Source organism: Haloarchaeobius iranensis (genome assembly GCF_900103505.1).
In the GTDB taxonomy this organism is placed as follows: Archaea; Halobacteriota; Halobacteria; order Halobacteriales; family Natrialbaceae; genus Haloarchaeobius; species Haloarchaeobius iranensis.
Genome location: NZ_FNIA01000002.1, coordinates 84,156 through 98,000 on the forward strand (window position 1 = coordinate 84,156; position 13,845 = coordinate 98,000).

The following is a 13,845-nucleotide window of genomic DNA, read 5'->3' on the forward strand; positions in this document are numbered from 1 at the left end:
GTCCAGTTGCACGCGTCTACCGCTGGGGGTGACAAGAGGGTTCGGGTTTCAATCCCCACTGGTGTCGATGGTTACCTCGACATCGCGATAGCGTCCCTCGACGTCTCTGACGACCCGCTCGACGATGCGTTTCGCCTCGCTGCGGATCTTCGGTTTGACCTTGTCGATGACCCACGAGATGGAGACGAATCGCGGTATCCTGATGTCGCCGGCGCGCGCCGAGTCCGGATCGTATTTGACCACGAAGTGGACCCTGCAGGCGTGCTCCTCGCCCTCCGGAGCTGCGTCCGGGTCGGGCTCGACGCGCCACTGTCCGACGGCGTCGATGTCCTTGAGGATGCGCCACTCGATGCTCTCCGGGCGGTCGATGGCCGTGACCTCGGAGTGGGCGGTGTAGGTCAGCTTCCACCAGGCGAACTCGAGCTGGTACCGGGTCCCGGCACCTCCGTCACCGTTCTGCCGCACGTCCTTGAGATACTCGGAGTAGCGCGCGTAGCCCGGGAAGTCCACGAGGAACTCGAAGACACGCTCTGGCGGGGCGTAGATGACCGTCGTGACCTCGACGCGTTCCACACTAGTTCTACCGATAGTTCGAACGTAAGCCTTTCCGTCAGCGAAGTCGGCGATGACGCCCGCGCGACAAAAAGATATAAACACAACCACGGCTTAAAATTTCGAATAACAGATGGTAAAGAAACGCTGGGTGACGGCGCTGCTGCTGGTCGTCGTCGCATGCACGCTCCCGCTCGCACCGGTGGCGACCGCGAGTGAATCGGGCGAACGGGGCAACGAGACGGCCGTTACCTTCGACATCGCTGTCGAGGGTGGGACCGTGGAGCCCGGCGGAACCGTCACGGTCTCGTTCACTGCGACGAACGAGGGCGACGAAGCTGCGAGCGACGTGCAGGTCGAGGCACAGACCCCCCGGAACTGGTCCATCACGGGACACAGCGACGACGGCGGCCAGTTCTCCGGCCGGGGCGTCGGCTGGGCGTGGGAATCGCTCGAGGCTGGACAGTCGGTATCGCCGACGGTCACCCTGTCAGTCCCCGAGGACGCAACGACGGGCGAGGTGACGATCCAGGCGTTCGTGGGCGACGCCGACCGGAACACCGCGACGAACGAGACAACCGTCACCGTCGGAAGTGCCGGCGGTGGCGGCGGTGACGAGGGTGACGATAGCGACGATGGTGACGGTGGCGGTGGCGACGACGGCGGTGATGGTGGCGACGGTGGCAGCGGTGGCGACGACGGCGACGATAGCGGCGACGGTGGCAGCGGTGGCGATGGTGGTGACGGCGGCGATGGTCGCGACGGTGGTGACAGCGGCGGTGAGATAGGGGGCGGCGACGACGGGAGTTCCGGCGGTGACAACGGCAGTGACGATGGGAGTTCCGGCGGTGACAACGGCAGTGACGATGGGAGTTCCGGCGGTGACAACGGCAGTGACGATGGGAGTTCCGGCGGTGACGACGGAACTGACGACGAGAGTAGCGGCGACGACGGGAGTTCCGACGGCAGCGACGGTGATGGCACCACGGACGAGAACACCGAAGACGGGAGTATCGGCGACGACGCGGACGAGGGAAGCGGCGGTGAGAGCGGCGACGGCGGGGACGACGCAGGGGAGAACACTGGCGAGAACGCCACGGACGAGAGTGTCACGGGGAACGAGAGCAGCAGTGGCGGGGACGACGGCGTGGCTGGGAACGAGTCGAGCGACGACGCGGGTGCCAACGAGTCGGAGGGAACCGACTCGGGAGGACCGGAGAGCGAGGACGGCGGGCAGTCCACCGACGGGAGCCAGCAGTCCGGCGACCAACAGCAGGTCAGCGACGAGCCCGGAAGCGACCCCGCCTCGGCTGCGAACGGGGGCAGCAGCGGGTCCAGCGACGCCGCAGCCGGCGACACTGGCAATCCGCTTCTGGACCAGTCAAGCGGCGGCGATGGCGGTGACGGTGGTAGTAGCGGTGGTGTCCTCGGCGCGGTCGGTGCGATGAGCTCCCCGGTCGATGACCCGACGATGCGCACGGCGAACCCCGCGTTCTGGGTAGTCGCCGGTTTCGCCGTCGTCTCGCTCCTACGGCGGCGGGTCCGATAACTCTCGACCGCTTTATCTTCTCTCGCATCCGACCCGCACGTATGGACGTAGACGTCTGCATCGTCGGCGGCGGGGTCGCTGGGCTGGCCGCGGGCATCTTCACCGCTCGTGCTGACCTGGCGACCGTAGTCGTCGACGACGAGGAGTCGATACTGCGACGGAACGCCCATCTGGAGAACTACCCGGGGTTCCCGCTCGGGGTCGACGCGCGCCGCCTGCTGGAACGGACACGCGAGCAGGCCCGCATCGGGGGCTGTTCGTTCCGCGACGGGCTGGTCACCGACGTCGAGGGCGGACCGGGCGGCGGCTTCACCGTCACCGTCGACGACGACGCGTCCTTCCCGACCGACCGGGTCGTCGCCGCATCGTGGTCCGACGCGTCGTACCTCGACGGACTCGGCGTGGAGACGGAGACACGCGGGAGCAAGACGTTCGTGCAGGTCGACCGCGAGGGGCGGACGGACGTCGACGGCATCTACGCCGCGGGTCGCCTCGCCGACCAGTACCACCAGGCTATCGTCTGTGCGGGCCACGGGGCGACGGTCGGGCGGACCATCGTCCACGACTCCGACGTGAACTTCTACCACGACTGGGTGACGCCGGAGGGGTACTTCACCGAGCGCGGGCGCGAGGTGCCGCCGGGCTGTGAGGAGATCGCCGATGCGCAGCGGCTGGAGCGCGACGAGCGCGCCCGCGACGCGCTCCGGGCGTACACGGAGCCGCTCGACGACGACCCGACGATGCATCCGAGCGTCGCGGCCGACCGGGAGGGCACCGAACACACATGAGCCAGGGCCACGAAGCCGGGGCTATGCTCGACGGAGTGAACGTCGCCCTTGGGGTCACCGGGTCGATAGCCGCCGTCAAGACGGTCGAGTTGGCACACGAGCTGCGCCGCCGCGGGGCGTCCGTCCGTGCCGTGATGACGGACAGTGCGACGGGAATCATCCACCCGTGGGCGGTCGAGTTCGCCACCGAGAACGACGTGGTCGGCGAGATAACCGGACGGGTCGAACACGTCGAGCTCTGCGGCCGCGAGGGCTGGGCCGATGTCCTCCTGCTCGCGCCGGCGACGGCGAACACGGTCGGGAAGGTAGCGTCGGCGGTCGACGACACGCCCGTCACGACCTGTGCGACGACCGCGCTCGGGGCCGACGTGCCGGTCGTCGTGGCGCCGGCGATGCACGAGCCGATGTACGACCACCCGGGCGTGCTGGAGGCGATGGACACCCTGCGCTCGTGGGGCGTCGACTTCGTCGACCCGCGCGTCGAGGAGGGGAAGGCGAAGATAGCGACCGAGGACGCCATCGCGCTCGGCGTCGCCAGAGCTGCCGGCGACGCACCCCTGGCCGACCGGCACGTCGTCGTCACGAGCGGCGCGACGGTGGCGGCCATCGACCCGGTGCGCGTGCTGACGAACCGTTCCTCGGGGCGGACGGGGCGTGCGGTCGCCCGGGCCTGCTACGTCCTCGGTGCGGATGTGACGCTGATTCACGGGGCGGTCGGCCCGCACGCGCTGACCACCGGCGAGGCCGTCGAGACGGTCCGCTTCGCCGAACTCGTCCCGGTCGAGAGCGCTGCGGAGATGACGGCAGCCGCGCTCTCCGCAGTCGAGAGCGACGGGGCGGACGGCGACGGCGGGACCGCGGCCGACGCACTGGTCTCGGTCGCGGCCATCGGCGACTACACGGTCGAACCCGCCGAGGAGAAGATCCGCTCCGGGCAGGACGAGCTCTCCCTGTCGCTGTCGCCGACGCCGAAGCTGCTCGACAGCGTTCGCGCCGAGCACTCCGACCTGCGGATGGTCGGGTTCAAGACGGAGACGAGCGGCGACGACGAGGCGATGGTCGCGGCGGCGAGGGAGACGGCCTCGCGCGCCGGGCTCGCGTTCGTCGTCGCCAACGACGCGAGCGTCATGGGCAGCGAGTCGAGCCGCGCGTTGCTCGTCCACGAGGAGGGGTACTCCGAGTTCAGCGGCGAGAAGTCCGCGCTCGGGCTGGAGGTCGCGCGGGCGCTCGCAGCGACGTTCTGACGAGGGATTGTCCGGTCAGTGTACGCTTTCGAGGCAGCGACGACCGAGAGCCGCTGGTTCGAGAGGCACAGCTCGCTGGGGCCCGGCCCCTCAGTCCTCCGTCTCCTCGGGTTCCTCGCGCTCGATGCCCGCACCGTGGATCGGCCACTCGACGTCGTCGGTGAAGTCGACGCCCATCTTCCGCGCGGAGCGGGAGATGAGGTGGCCGCCGGTCGGCGCGGTGAGGAAGAGGAAGACGATCGCGACGAGCGCCTCCAGAGCGACCCCCTGCCCGCCGAAGTAGATGAAGCCGGCGACGAACATCGACGCCGCGCCCAGCGTCGCCGCCTTGCTCGTCGCGTGCAGGCGGTTGTAGACGTTCGGGAAGCGGATGAGCCCGATGGTCCCGACGAGCAGGAAGAAGCTTCCCACGAGCACGAACCCGGCGACTGCGGCGTACTGGATGGTCTCGAGTAGCGTCATTCGACGATGTCACCCTCCGTGACGTAGCGTGCGACGGCGATGGTGCTGACGAAGCCGATGATGGCGAGCACGAGGGCCACGTCGACGAACAGACCCCGTCCGCGGATCATCGCCCAGAGCACGGCGATGGCGACGACGTTGGTGCCGATGGTGTCGAGCGCGACGACCCGGTCGGGCGTCGTCGGGCCCCGGACGACCCGGTAAGCGCAGAGCAGCGTGACGGCGCTTGCGACGAACAGCCCGAGGTTCAGGAACGGGACGAGCCAGTCAGGGCCGCTTGGGCCGGCCGTCAGCGCGACGACGGACAACCAGTCTCCGACGGCCGCGTCAAGCATCGTCCGCACCCCCCTCGGGCTCCGGCACCGGCGAGCCGGGGGAGAGGCGCTCGTCGAAGATGACGAGCGCGTAGTCCTCCCAGCGGCGGATCGGTTCGACGACCGACTCCTCGTCGGTCGCGGCGAGCGCGTGGACGAACAGCGAGTTGCGTTCTTCGTCGTAGTCCATGGTGAGTGTGCCAGGCGTGAGCGTGATCGAGTTCGCGATGGTCGTGATGGCGACGTCCGACTCGACGCGCAGCGGCACCTCGACGACGTTCGGCTCGATGGGCATCGAGGGCGAGAGCACCCGACGTGCGACGTCGACGTTCGCCGTCACCAGCTCCCAGAGGAACAGGCTGAGGTAGATGCCGGCGGCCGGGAGCACCGACAGCGAGCGTCGCAGCCCGTACGTCGGCGCGTAGATGCCGCGGATGCCGTAGGCGATGGGGAGCCCCACCGCGAGCCCGATGACGAACTCGCCGGCAGCGAGGCCGGGCTTGTCTATGAAGTGGACGCCCCGGACGAACAGCCAGAGGACCGCCAGTGCGACGCCGATGGCGGGCCACTTCCGCGCCCGCTCGGCCTGGTTCTCTTCGATGTCGTACGTCTCCGTGTCGGTCTCCTCGACGCTCGTCGTCTCGTCTTGGGACATCAGTGACCACCTCCGTCGCTCGTGAGGCTGTCCTCCAGCCCGACCGCCTCGATGTAGTCGCCGGTCTCGAGTGCGGCGTTCGCTGCGTCGATTGCCGCCTCGACGACCGGGTCGAACGCGACGCCGACCCCGAGGGCGACCACCGCGAGCACGAGCACCGTCGCGAACAGCCCGTACTGCGGCGTCGCCTGCTCGACAGCCTCGCTACGCTCGCCCCAGAACCCGCGGTTCCAGGCGCGGGTGACGTAGGCGATGGTCAGGATGGCCCCGAGCAGCGCCAGCCCGATGCCGAGGTTCGAGCCGGCGTTGACCGCCGCGTCGAAGACGAGGAACTTCCCGAAGAAGCCCACCAGCGGCGGGATACCGACGAGGCTGAGCGCGGCGACGAAGAAGCCGGCCGAGAGCAGCGGCATGCGGCCGGCGATGCCGCCGAGGTCCTCGAACTCGATGGAGCCGACCGACTCGTACACCGCGCCGCTGGCCAGGAACAGCGCGGCCTTGGCCAGGGCGTGGTTCAGCGAGTAGACCAGTGCGGCCGCCAGCCCGAGCACCGCGACGCTCCCGTACGGCTCGGGTGCCTGCCAGCCGGCGACGACGCCGCCGGCGGCGAACGCCAGCGCGATGACGATGAAGCCGACCTGGCCGATGCTGGAGTACGCGAGCAGGTCGTCGACGTTGTCGCGGTTCACCGCGGCGACCCCACCGAGGATGATGCTCGCCGCACCCATGATGAACAGCACCGGGCCGAAGAACGCGAGCGTGGACTCGCCGACGACACCGGGCAGTGCGAGGTCCATCGGCGCGGCGTTGGCGAACACGGTGAAGTAGAGCCGGATGATGGCGTAGATGCCGACCTTCTTGACGACGCCCGCGAGCATCGCCGAGACAGGGGCGGGGGCGGCACGGTACGCCGCGGGCACCCACCACTGGAACGGGACGATACCGGCCTTGAGCGCGAACACGACGAACAGCACCGCGGAGAGGCCGAGCACGGGCGCGAGGGTGATTCCGAAGCTCGCGGGGTCGGCCAGCCGGCGCGCCATATCGGCCATGTTCAGCGTGCCGGTCGTCGAGTAGAGGCCGCCGATGGCGAGCAGCATGAACGCGCTCCCGACGAGGTTGAGCACGACGTACTGGAGCGCCGCCTTCGTGTGTCGCGGGCCGGAGTAGAAGACGACGAGGACGTAGCTCGACATCAGCATCACCTCGAACCAGACGAACAGGTTGAAGATGTCGGCTGTGAGGAACGACCCCGTCACCCCGACCAGCATGAAGTGGTACAGCGGGTGGTACGAGACGCGCTGACCCGCCTCGTCGACGTACAGGATGGAGAACGCGAGCGCGAGCAGGCTCACGACGGCCGTCAGGCCGAGCATGAACGCCGAGAGGTCGTCGGCGACGAGCGTGATGCCGAAGGGCGCGCCCCAGTTGGAGAGCTGGTAGGTGAGGACGCCCTCGACGCCGTGCGAGCCGGCACCGGAGCGCACTCGCTGAATCAGCATCGCGACCGCACCGACGTACGCGACTCCGCCGAGTGCACTGACGGCCTTCTGGGCACGGACGTACCGGTGGACGACGAGCGTCAGGATGGCCGTCACGAGCGCGACGAGCAGCGGCGCGACGACGAGCTGTTCAGTTGCCATCGGTCTCACCTCCGAGTTCGAGCAGGTCGATGGTGCCGTGCTCCTCGTACACCCGATAGGTGAGCACGAGCGCGAACGCGGTCGTCCCGAAGCCGATGACGATGGCCGTCAGGACGAGCGCCTGCACGAGCGGGTCCGTCACGGCCCCTGCACCCTCGCCGTGGCCCTCGAGCACGGGAACCGACCCGTCGAGCAGCCCCATCGTCACCAGGTAGACGTTCGCGGCCTGCGAGATGATGGAGACGCCCCAGACGACCCGGACCACGTCGCGCCGCAGGACGAGGAACGTCCCGAGCGCGAACAGCAGGCCGAGCACGAGGGCGAGGACGAACTCGGTCATTCGCCCCCCACCACCGCGAGAATCGCGAGGAGCCCACCGACGACGACGAAGTAGACGCCGATGTCGAACAGGAACGCCGTCGCCCAGTGGAACTTGAACAGCGTCCCGAAGATGAAGTCGGCGCCCGGAATCCAGGCGACGTACTCGGTGGACGGCTTCACCACCTCGTCCGTGTGGGTCAGGAACGGCTTCCCGAACGCCATCGCACCGAGGCCGGTGCCGGCGGCGACCGCGAGTCCGACGCCGAACAGCGTCCGGTAGCGGTCGACGACCGCCGGGCCGGCGACGCTACCGTCGGGCTCGTACTCGTCGCCGAAGATGGTCTCCTGGACGTACTCCATCCCGAACACGATGTACACCAGCGCGAACGCCGCCGCTGTGAGGACGCCAGCGATGAACCCGCCGCCCGGCAGGTTGTGCCCCTGGAACAGCAGCGAGATGGCGACCACGAGCACGAGTGGCAGCGTGATGCGGGCAACGGTTCGTGCGATGACCGTCGTGTCGTCGCCGTAGCTCATCTCGTCTCACCTCGTTCCCGGAGGGCGATGAGCGTGACGATAGAGAGCGCGGCCATCGAGACGACCGCGATCTCGCCCATCGTGTCGAACGCCCGGAAGTCGACGAGGATGACGTTCACGATGTTGTTCCCGCCGGCTTCGGGGTACGAGGCCTCGGCGAGGCCGCGTGCGATGACGGACTCCTCGTTCGGACTGGCCGCAGTCGTGACGAGTACGGTCGTCGTGACGACCGCGCCGACAGCGAGCGAGAGCACGCCGTCTCTGGCCATCCGCCCCCGGTCCCAGCCGCCGTAGAACGCGGGGAGCTTGTCGAGCACGAGCAGGAATATCACGAGCACGAGCGTCTCGACGACCAGCTGGGTCAGCGCGAGGTCCGGTGCGTCGCGCAGGATGTAGAAGATTGCGACCATGAACCCGAGGATGGAGAGCGTCAGTACGCCGGCGATGTGTGACGGGGCACGCGAGACTGCGATGCCCGCGACGGCCGCCAGCGCGAGCACGAACACGACCGGCGGCTGGGTCGCGAGTTCGGCTGGCGTCAGGCCGAGGCCGAAGATGGCCCAGGCGAAGATTCCGAGCGCGAGCACGGAGAGCACGCCGGCCACCGTGGTCGCGACACGCAGTGAGAGGTCTCCGAACACGGTCACCGATGCGACGAGCACGACAGCCGTGAGCGCGAGCGGCAGGTAGGTCGCGGGCTCCTGTGGGACCGGGACGTCGACGCTGGCCCCCACGTAGCCCGCGAACGTGAGAACGGCGAAGGCGGCGGCGACCCACGTCGCGTACGTCCGCAGCAACCCGTTCTGGACGCGGTCGCGGACGGCCGTGCTCGTCGGGTTCAGCTCCTCCGTGGCAGTGTCGTACCACCAGTTCGCGCGGACCGGACCACGCAGCAGCGACCGGATGCCGTCGTGGAGCCGGCCGTACTGCGGGTACAGCGCCGCCCCGAACGCGATGGTGAGCGCGCTCATGATCGCCCAGGGCGTCACCGTGGTCGGCAGGTAGTAGTGGAACGAGGTCTCCTCCGCGCCCGCGGGTTCGACCGCGTGCATGACGCTCCCGACGAACTCCTCGAGCGGGCCGAGCGGCACGTCGAACGTCCCTGTGATACCACCGATACCGACCACGGCCGCGAGCGCCGCCAGAAGCGCTGGCGGTGCCAGCATCGCCACCGGCGGCGAGTGGACGTGTCCGAGCTCGTCCGGCTTTTCGCCGAAGAACAGCATCAGGAACCGGATGGAGTAGAGGAACGTGAACACGCTCCCGAAGACGGCGACGACCGGAATCAGGTAGTAGAGCCCACCCGATGCCGCGCCCGTCTCCCACGCCGCGTGGAAGAGGAACTCCTTGGAGTAGAAGCCGTTGAACGGCGGGACGCCGGCCATCCCGAGCGACGCGATGGCCGCGATACCCGCCGTGATGGGCAGGTCCTCGCGCAGCCCGCCCAGCTCCGATATCTTCCGTGTACCGGCCTCGTGCGCGACGATGCCGGCGACGAGGAACAGCGTCGCCTTGAACAACGCGTGGTTCAGGATGTGGAACGCACCGGTCTCCGCGCCGAGGTGGCCCGCGAAGCCGAAGCCCGCGATGATGAGGCCCAGGTGGGACGCCGTCGAGTACGCGAGCAGCTCCTTGATGTCGGTCGCGGCGACCGCGAGGATGGCCGTGACGGTCATCGTCAGCAGACCGAGCGCGGCGAAGCCGAGCGTCCACAGTTCGAGGCTCCCCGGGTGGGCGTCGGCCGGCAGGAACAGCGGCCGCATGCGGCCGACGAGGTAGACGCCGGCCTTCACCATCGTCGCGGAGTGGAGGAACGCCGAGACCGGGGTCGGTGCCTCCATGGCGTTCGGCAGCCAGATGTGCAGCGGGACCTGTGCGGACTTCGCGGCCGCGCCGATACCCAGCAGGGCGAGCACGACGACGAACAGGCCTTCGGACTCGAGCGCTTCCCGCATCGCCCCGGCGTTCTCGAGCATCGACCCCTCGCCGGCGAGCGCCCAGGTCGCCGACCCGAGCGCGTCGGCGCTCACCGCGTGCAGGAGGACGAAGCCGACGAGCATGAACAGCCCCCCGGCGACCGTGATGAGCATCGACTTCCGGGCGGCGTACTGCGACGACGACTCCGTCGTGTAGTGGCCGATGAGCAGGAACGAGGTCAGGCTGGTCAGCTCCCAGAACAGGAACAGCGTGATGAGGTCGGCCGCCAGCGCGACGCCGAGCATCGAGCCCATGAACGCCAGCAGCGTCGCGTAGTACTTCGGCTGGCCCGGCTCGCCGTGCATGTAGCCGCCCGAGTAGGTGAGAATACAGACGCCGACGCCGCTCGCGAGCGTGGCGATGAGCAGCGCGAGTCCGTCGACGTAGAAGCGCAGCTCGATGCCGAGCGCCGGTACCCAGTCGACCGACTGTGCCCCCTCGGTGCCGTACAGCAACCCGACGAGGCCCAGACAGGCGAGTGCGACCAGCGCCGCGAAGTACGCCGTGCGCTCCCCGAGGATGCGATAGACGAGGGGCACCGCCGCGGCCCCGAGGAACGGCAGTCCCACGAGGGCGAGGAGGACCCAGAGGTCCGGTGTCATTGCTAGTCGAGTAGAACGAAATGCGGACCTTAAGAGTTCTCAAATGGGTTAGACGGGGTGGTAACGGCGTCGCCAGCGACCCGTCTTTCAGAGTCTGCGAGGACACGGGAACGTGGTACTTCCTGCTAGAGACCATCATCCAGCATCGACTTCGATGCGTTGGTCGGACCGCAGTACGAAACGTTATGTACACTCCGGGTGCACGGTAGGATAGAATGTACGGCGGAGGCAACAACGTACGACCGCTCCAAGCCCCGACACGAGGTCCGCACACCAATGCCCGAGGATTCCGCCGACGCTGATACCTCCACAGCTCTGCCCGACGGCGGCCTGTCGAAGGGCGAGATATTCGACGTCCTCCGGAACCAGCGACGTCGGTACGTCCTCCAGTACCTCAAGCGAAAGGGCGAGCCCGTCGAACTCGGGGACCTCGCCACACGAGTAGCGTCCTGGGAGTACCGGACCCCCTGCGAGGAGGTGAGCTCCGAGCAGCGAAAGCGGGTGTACACGACGCTCCAGCAGACGCACCTCCCGCGGATGGCGGAGGCACAGATCATCGACTACGACTCCGATTCGGGGCTCATCGAGCCGACCGCACGGACCCAGGACCTCTCCATCTACCTCGAGATCGTCCCCGGCAGCGAGCTCCCGTGGCGCGAGTACTACCTCTCCCTCGGCGCGGTCAGCACGGCGCTCTGTGCGGCTATCTGGGGCGGAGTCTACCCCTTCACGCTCCTCCCCGACGTCGCCTGGGCGACGCTCATCGCGCTGACGCTGACGGTCTCCGCCTCGGTCCACATCTACTACGAACGCAACATGCGCCTCGGCGACCTGGAGGTCCCGTCCGAGCTGGACTTCGAGTGACCACGGCGTCGACTACCGCAACGACACGGCTGCGACGGGCGACATGCTGGAACCGGGGTGGGAATCCGCTTCGAGCGGCCAGTCCCGGACCAGCAGCAGCGTCGGCCCGTAGCGAGTGCAATCGACGACGCCTCTCTTCCTCCGAACTACCCGACAGCGCCGGCGTCGCGACCACGCGTCTACCACAGTTGGCCACTTGTCTTATCATGCCTCACCGACAACTCCGGACCGATGAACTTCAGGGGGATGCTGGCGGACGAGGACGCACTGTCGCCGGTCATCGGCGTGGTCCTCATGGTCGCGCTGACGGTCGTGCTGTCCGCGTCTGTCGGCGTGTTCGTGCTGGGCATCGGGTCGCAGGTGACCCAGCAGACGCCGAACGCGGTCGTCCAGTACGAGTTCGCGGTCGACGGGAGCGGTAACGAGACGCTGACGCTGACACAGGAGGGCGGGAACCCCGTCGACGCGCAGTACGTCACCGTGTACGTCGAGGGCGATGTCGCCTGGGAGGGTGGCAGCACCGGCTCGAACTACGTGCTGGGCGGGGCCGACGAGTGGGCGGACGGGCTCGAGGGGGGCGACAGCCTCGCGCTGGAGACGAACTCGAGCAACGTCGCCGTCGGTGATACGATCCGGATCGTCTGGGAGAAGGACGGGCAGTCCGCCATCCTCGGCGAGCGTCAGATCGGGTGAACGGGCGCAACGGCGGTCACAATCGCCAGCTTTTATTACTGCTTCGTGTAGCTACGACATGGACAGACTCAGCCAGTCCCTGCGCGATGCGCCCATCATCGAGAAAGACGGCTACCACTACTTCGTCCACCCGATAAGCGACGGCGTGCCGCAGTTGGACCCCGGACTCCTCCGTGAGATCGTCATCCGAATCATCCGGAAGGCGGACCTGGAGAACGTCGACAAGATAGTCACACCGGCGGCGATGGGTATCCACATCTCGACGGCGGTGTCGCTGATGACTGACATCCCGCTGACGGTCATCCGGAAGCGCGAGTACGGACTGGACGGTGAGGTGTCGCTGGCCCAGCAGACCGGCTACTCGGAGAACGAGATGTTCATCAACGACGTCGATGCGGGCGACCGCGTGCTCGTGCTCGACGACGTGCTCTCGACGGGCGGCACGCTGGCGGCGGTGCTCGGCGCCCTCGACGAGATCGGCGCGGACGTCGTTGACTCCGTCGCGGTCATCAAGAAGGTCGGCGGCGAGAACAAGGTCGAGTCGTCGCCGTACAGCGTGAAGACGCTCATCAACGTCGACGTGGTCGACGGCGAGGTCGTCATCGTCGACGACGACGGGGACGACTAGTCGGTTTCGCTCCCGACGCGCGGGTCGAGTACGGTGTAGGCCACGTCCTGCAGGAAGTTCCCGACGATGCCGATGAACGCGACGACCATCGTCACCCCGATGATGAGCGGCATGTCGCGGGCACCGACCGCCTGGAGCATCAGACTGCCGAAGCCGGGGATGTTGAACACCTCCTCGATGACCAGGACGCCGAGGACGAGCACGCTGAGCATCTCCGTGAGGAACAGCGAGAGCAGCGGGATGGCGGCGTTCCGCAGGACGTGTCGCGCGACACGGAACGGCCCAGCACCCTTCGCGCGGGCGATTTTCACGAACTCCATGTCGATGTACTCCAGCGACTCCGAGCGCGTGTAGCGAAGCTGCCCGGCGAGGAGCGCGGTCGTGAGTGTGATGACCGGGAGCACGAAGAATCCCTGAGTCGTGTTCGGGTCCAGCCACGGGATGAACCCGTACAGCAGCGTGAAGTCGAACGAGTAGAGCGCCGCCGAGGTGATGGGGAGCTCGGGGAACGCGATGATCTGGTGCTGTGCGACTGCGGCACTGAACAGCACGGTCGCCAGCCAGAAGTTCGGGATGCCGAGACCGAGGTAGGCGGCGGCAGTCACGATGCGGTCGCTGAACGAGTGCTGTCTGAACGCGGAGAACAGCCCGAAGCTGATCCCCATCACGGTCGCGACGAAGACCGAGGGGACGAGGTAGAACAGCGTGTACTTCATCCGGCTCCAGATGACGTCGAGGACGGGCTGGCCGGTGGAGTAGGAGAGCCCCCAGTCGCCGGTCGTGATGCCGACGAGCCACGACACCCAGCGCTGGAAGATGGGGTCGTTCAGGTTCCGCGCCTCCCGGTAGGCCTGGACGGCCTCGGTGATGTTACGCCCCGTGTTCGACGCCTCCCACGCGACCTGGCCGACGTTCGGGTCGTTCGTGAACGCGATGACCGCGAACGCCGCCGTCATGACGATGTAGGCGGAGACGACCGCGAACACCCCACGCCGCACCAGCCGCCAGATCATGCT

15 protein-coding genes are annotated in these 13,845 nt (G+C 67.9%); 6 read left to right on the forward strand and 9 right to left on the reverse strand.

What is annotated here, in order from left to right:
* Positions 1–48: 48 nt before the first annotated feature.
* Positions 49–573: a type II toxin-antitoxin system RatA family toxin gene (locus BLT27_RS01865; protein ID WP_089731335.1), complete on the reverse strand. Its 525-nt coding sequence runs from the start codon at positions 571–573 to the stop codon at positions 49–51.
* A gap of 112 nt (positions 574–685) precedes the next feature.
* Here BLT27_RS01865 and BLT27_RS01870 point away from each other — a divergent pair, with 112 nt between their 5' ends.
* From BLT27_RS01870 to coaBC, 3 genes are read left to right on the forward strand one after another with little or no spacing between them, the layout of a single operon-like run.
* A complete protein-coding gene (locus tag BLT27_RS01870; protein ID WP_089731336.1) occupies positions 686–2,101 on the forward strand; it encodes an NEW3 domain-containing protein in 1,416 nt (471 codons plus the stop codon).
* A gap of 41 nt (positions 2,102–2,142) precedes the next feature.
* Entirely contained in the window at positions 2,143–2,889 is a 747-nt protein-coding gene (locus tag BLT27_RS01875) for an FAD-dependent oxidoreductase (protein ID WP_089731337.1), read from the forward strand.
* Positions 2,890–2,912: 23 nt separating this feature from the next.
* Positions 2,913–4,133, forward strand: a complete 1,221-nt coding sequence (coaBC, locus tag BLT27_RS01880; protein ID WP_089731338.1) for a bifunctional phosphopantothenoylcysteine decarboxylase/phosphopantothenate--cysteine ligase CoaBC — start codon at positions 2,913–2,915, stop codon at positions 4,131–4,133.
* A gap of 90 nt (positions 4,134–4,223) precedes the next feature.
* Here coaBC and mnhG read toward each other — a convergent pair whose 3' ends face one another.
* The 7 genes from mnhG to mbhE are packed head-to-tail and all read right to left on the reverse strand — an operon-like array spanning position 4,224 to position 10,644.
* Positions 4,224–4,595: a monovalent cation/H(+) antiporter subunit G gene (gene mnhG / locus BLT27_RS01885; RefSeq protein WP_089731339.1), complete on the reverse strand. Its 372-nt coding sequence runs from the start codon at positions 4,593–4,595 to the stop codon at positions 4,224–4,226.
* Positions 4,592–4,930, reverse strand: a complete 339-nt coding sequence (locus BLT27_RS01890) for an MrpF/PhaF family protein (RefSeq protein ID WP_089731509.1) — start codon at positions 4,928–4,930, stop codon at positions 4,592–4,594. Before BLT27_RS01890 ends, mnhG begins: the two co-directional genes overlap by 4 nt.
* The gene (locus BLT27_RS01895) at positions 4,923–5,564 is read right to left on the reverse strand and encodes a Na+/H+ antiporter subunit E (RefSeq protein WP_089731340.1); all 642 of its coding nucleotides are present in this window, start codon (positions 5,562–5,564) and stop codon (positions 4,923–4,925) included. The genes BLT27_RS01890 and BLT27_RS01895 overlap by 8 nt, the downstream gene beginning before the upstream one ends.
* The gene (locus BLT27_RS01900) at positions 5,564–7,207 is read right to left on the reverse strand and encodes a complex I subunit 5 family protein (RefSeq protein ID WP_089731341.1); all 1,644 of its coding nucleotides are present in this window, start codon (positions 7,205–7,207) and stop codon (positions 5,564–5,566) included. The genes BLT27_RS01895 and BLT27_RS01900 overlap by 1 nt, the downstream gene beginning before the upstream one ends.
* Positions 7,197–7,547 carry a sodium:proton antiporter gene (locus BLT27_RS01905; protein WP_089731342.1) on the reverse strand — a complete coding sequence of 117 codons (351 nt, stop codon included), beginning with the start codon at positions 7,545–7,547 and terminating at the stop codon, positions 7,197–7,199. Before BLT27_RS01905 ends, BLT27_RS01900 begins: the two co-directional genes overlap by 11 nt.
* Complete coding sequence (locus BLT27_RS01910) at positions 7,544–8,065, reverse strand: MnhB domain-containing protein (RefSeq protein WP_089731343.1); 522 nt, start codon at positions 8,063–8,065, stop codon at positions 7,544–7,546. Before BLT27_RS01910 ends, BLT27_RS01905 begins: the two co-directional genes overlap by 4 nt.
* Entirely contained in the window at positions 8,062–10,644 is a 2,583-nt protein-coding gene (gene mbhE, locus BLT27_RS01915; protein WP_089731344.1) for a hydrogen gas-evolving membrane-bound hydrogenase subunit E, read from the reverse strand. The genes BLT27_RS01910 and mbhE overlap by 4 nt, the downstream gene beginning before the upstream one ends.
* 276 nt (positions 10,645–10,920) lie before the next feature.
* Here mbhE and BLT27_RS01920 point away from each other — a divergent pair, with 276 nt between their 5' ends.
* The 3 genes from BLT27_RS01920 to hpt all read left to right on the forward strand — a co-directional run bounded on the left by BLT27_RS01920 (position 10,921) and on the right by hpt (position 12,829).
* On the forward strand, positions 10,921–11,508 hold the full coding sequence (locus BLT27_RS01920; RefSeq protein ID WP_089731345.1) for a DUF7344 domain-containing protein: 588 nt from the start codon (positions 10,921–10,923) through the stop codon (positions 11,506–11,508).
* A 231-nt stretch (positions 11,509–11,739) separates the two neighbouring features.
* Entirely contained in the window at positions 11,740–12,201 is a 462-nt protein-coding gene (locus tag BLT27_RS01925; protein WP_089731346.1) for a type IV pilin domain-containing protein, read from the forward strand.
* 58 nt (positions 12,202–12,259) lie between these two features.
* Positions 12,260–12,829 (forward strand): hypoxanthine/guanine phosphoribosyltransferase, encoded by a 570-nt coding sequence (gene hpt / locus BLT27_RS01930; RefSeq protein ID WP_089731347.1) that lies wholly within the window; start codon positions 12,260–12,262, stop codon positions 12,827–12,829.
* Here hpt and BLT27_RS01935 read toward each other — a convergent pair.
* Positions 12,826–13,842, reverse strand: a complete 1,017-nt coding sequence (locus BLT27_RS01935; protein ID WP_089731348.1) for an ABC transporter permease — start codon at positions 13,840–13,842, stop codon at positions 12,826–12,828. The genes hpt and BLT27_RS01935 overlap by 4 nt on opposite strands.
* Positions 13,843–13,845 lie beyond the last annotated feature (3 nt).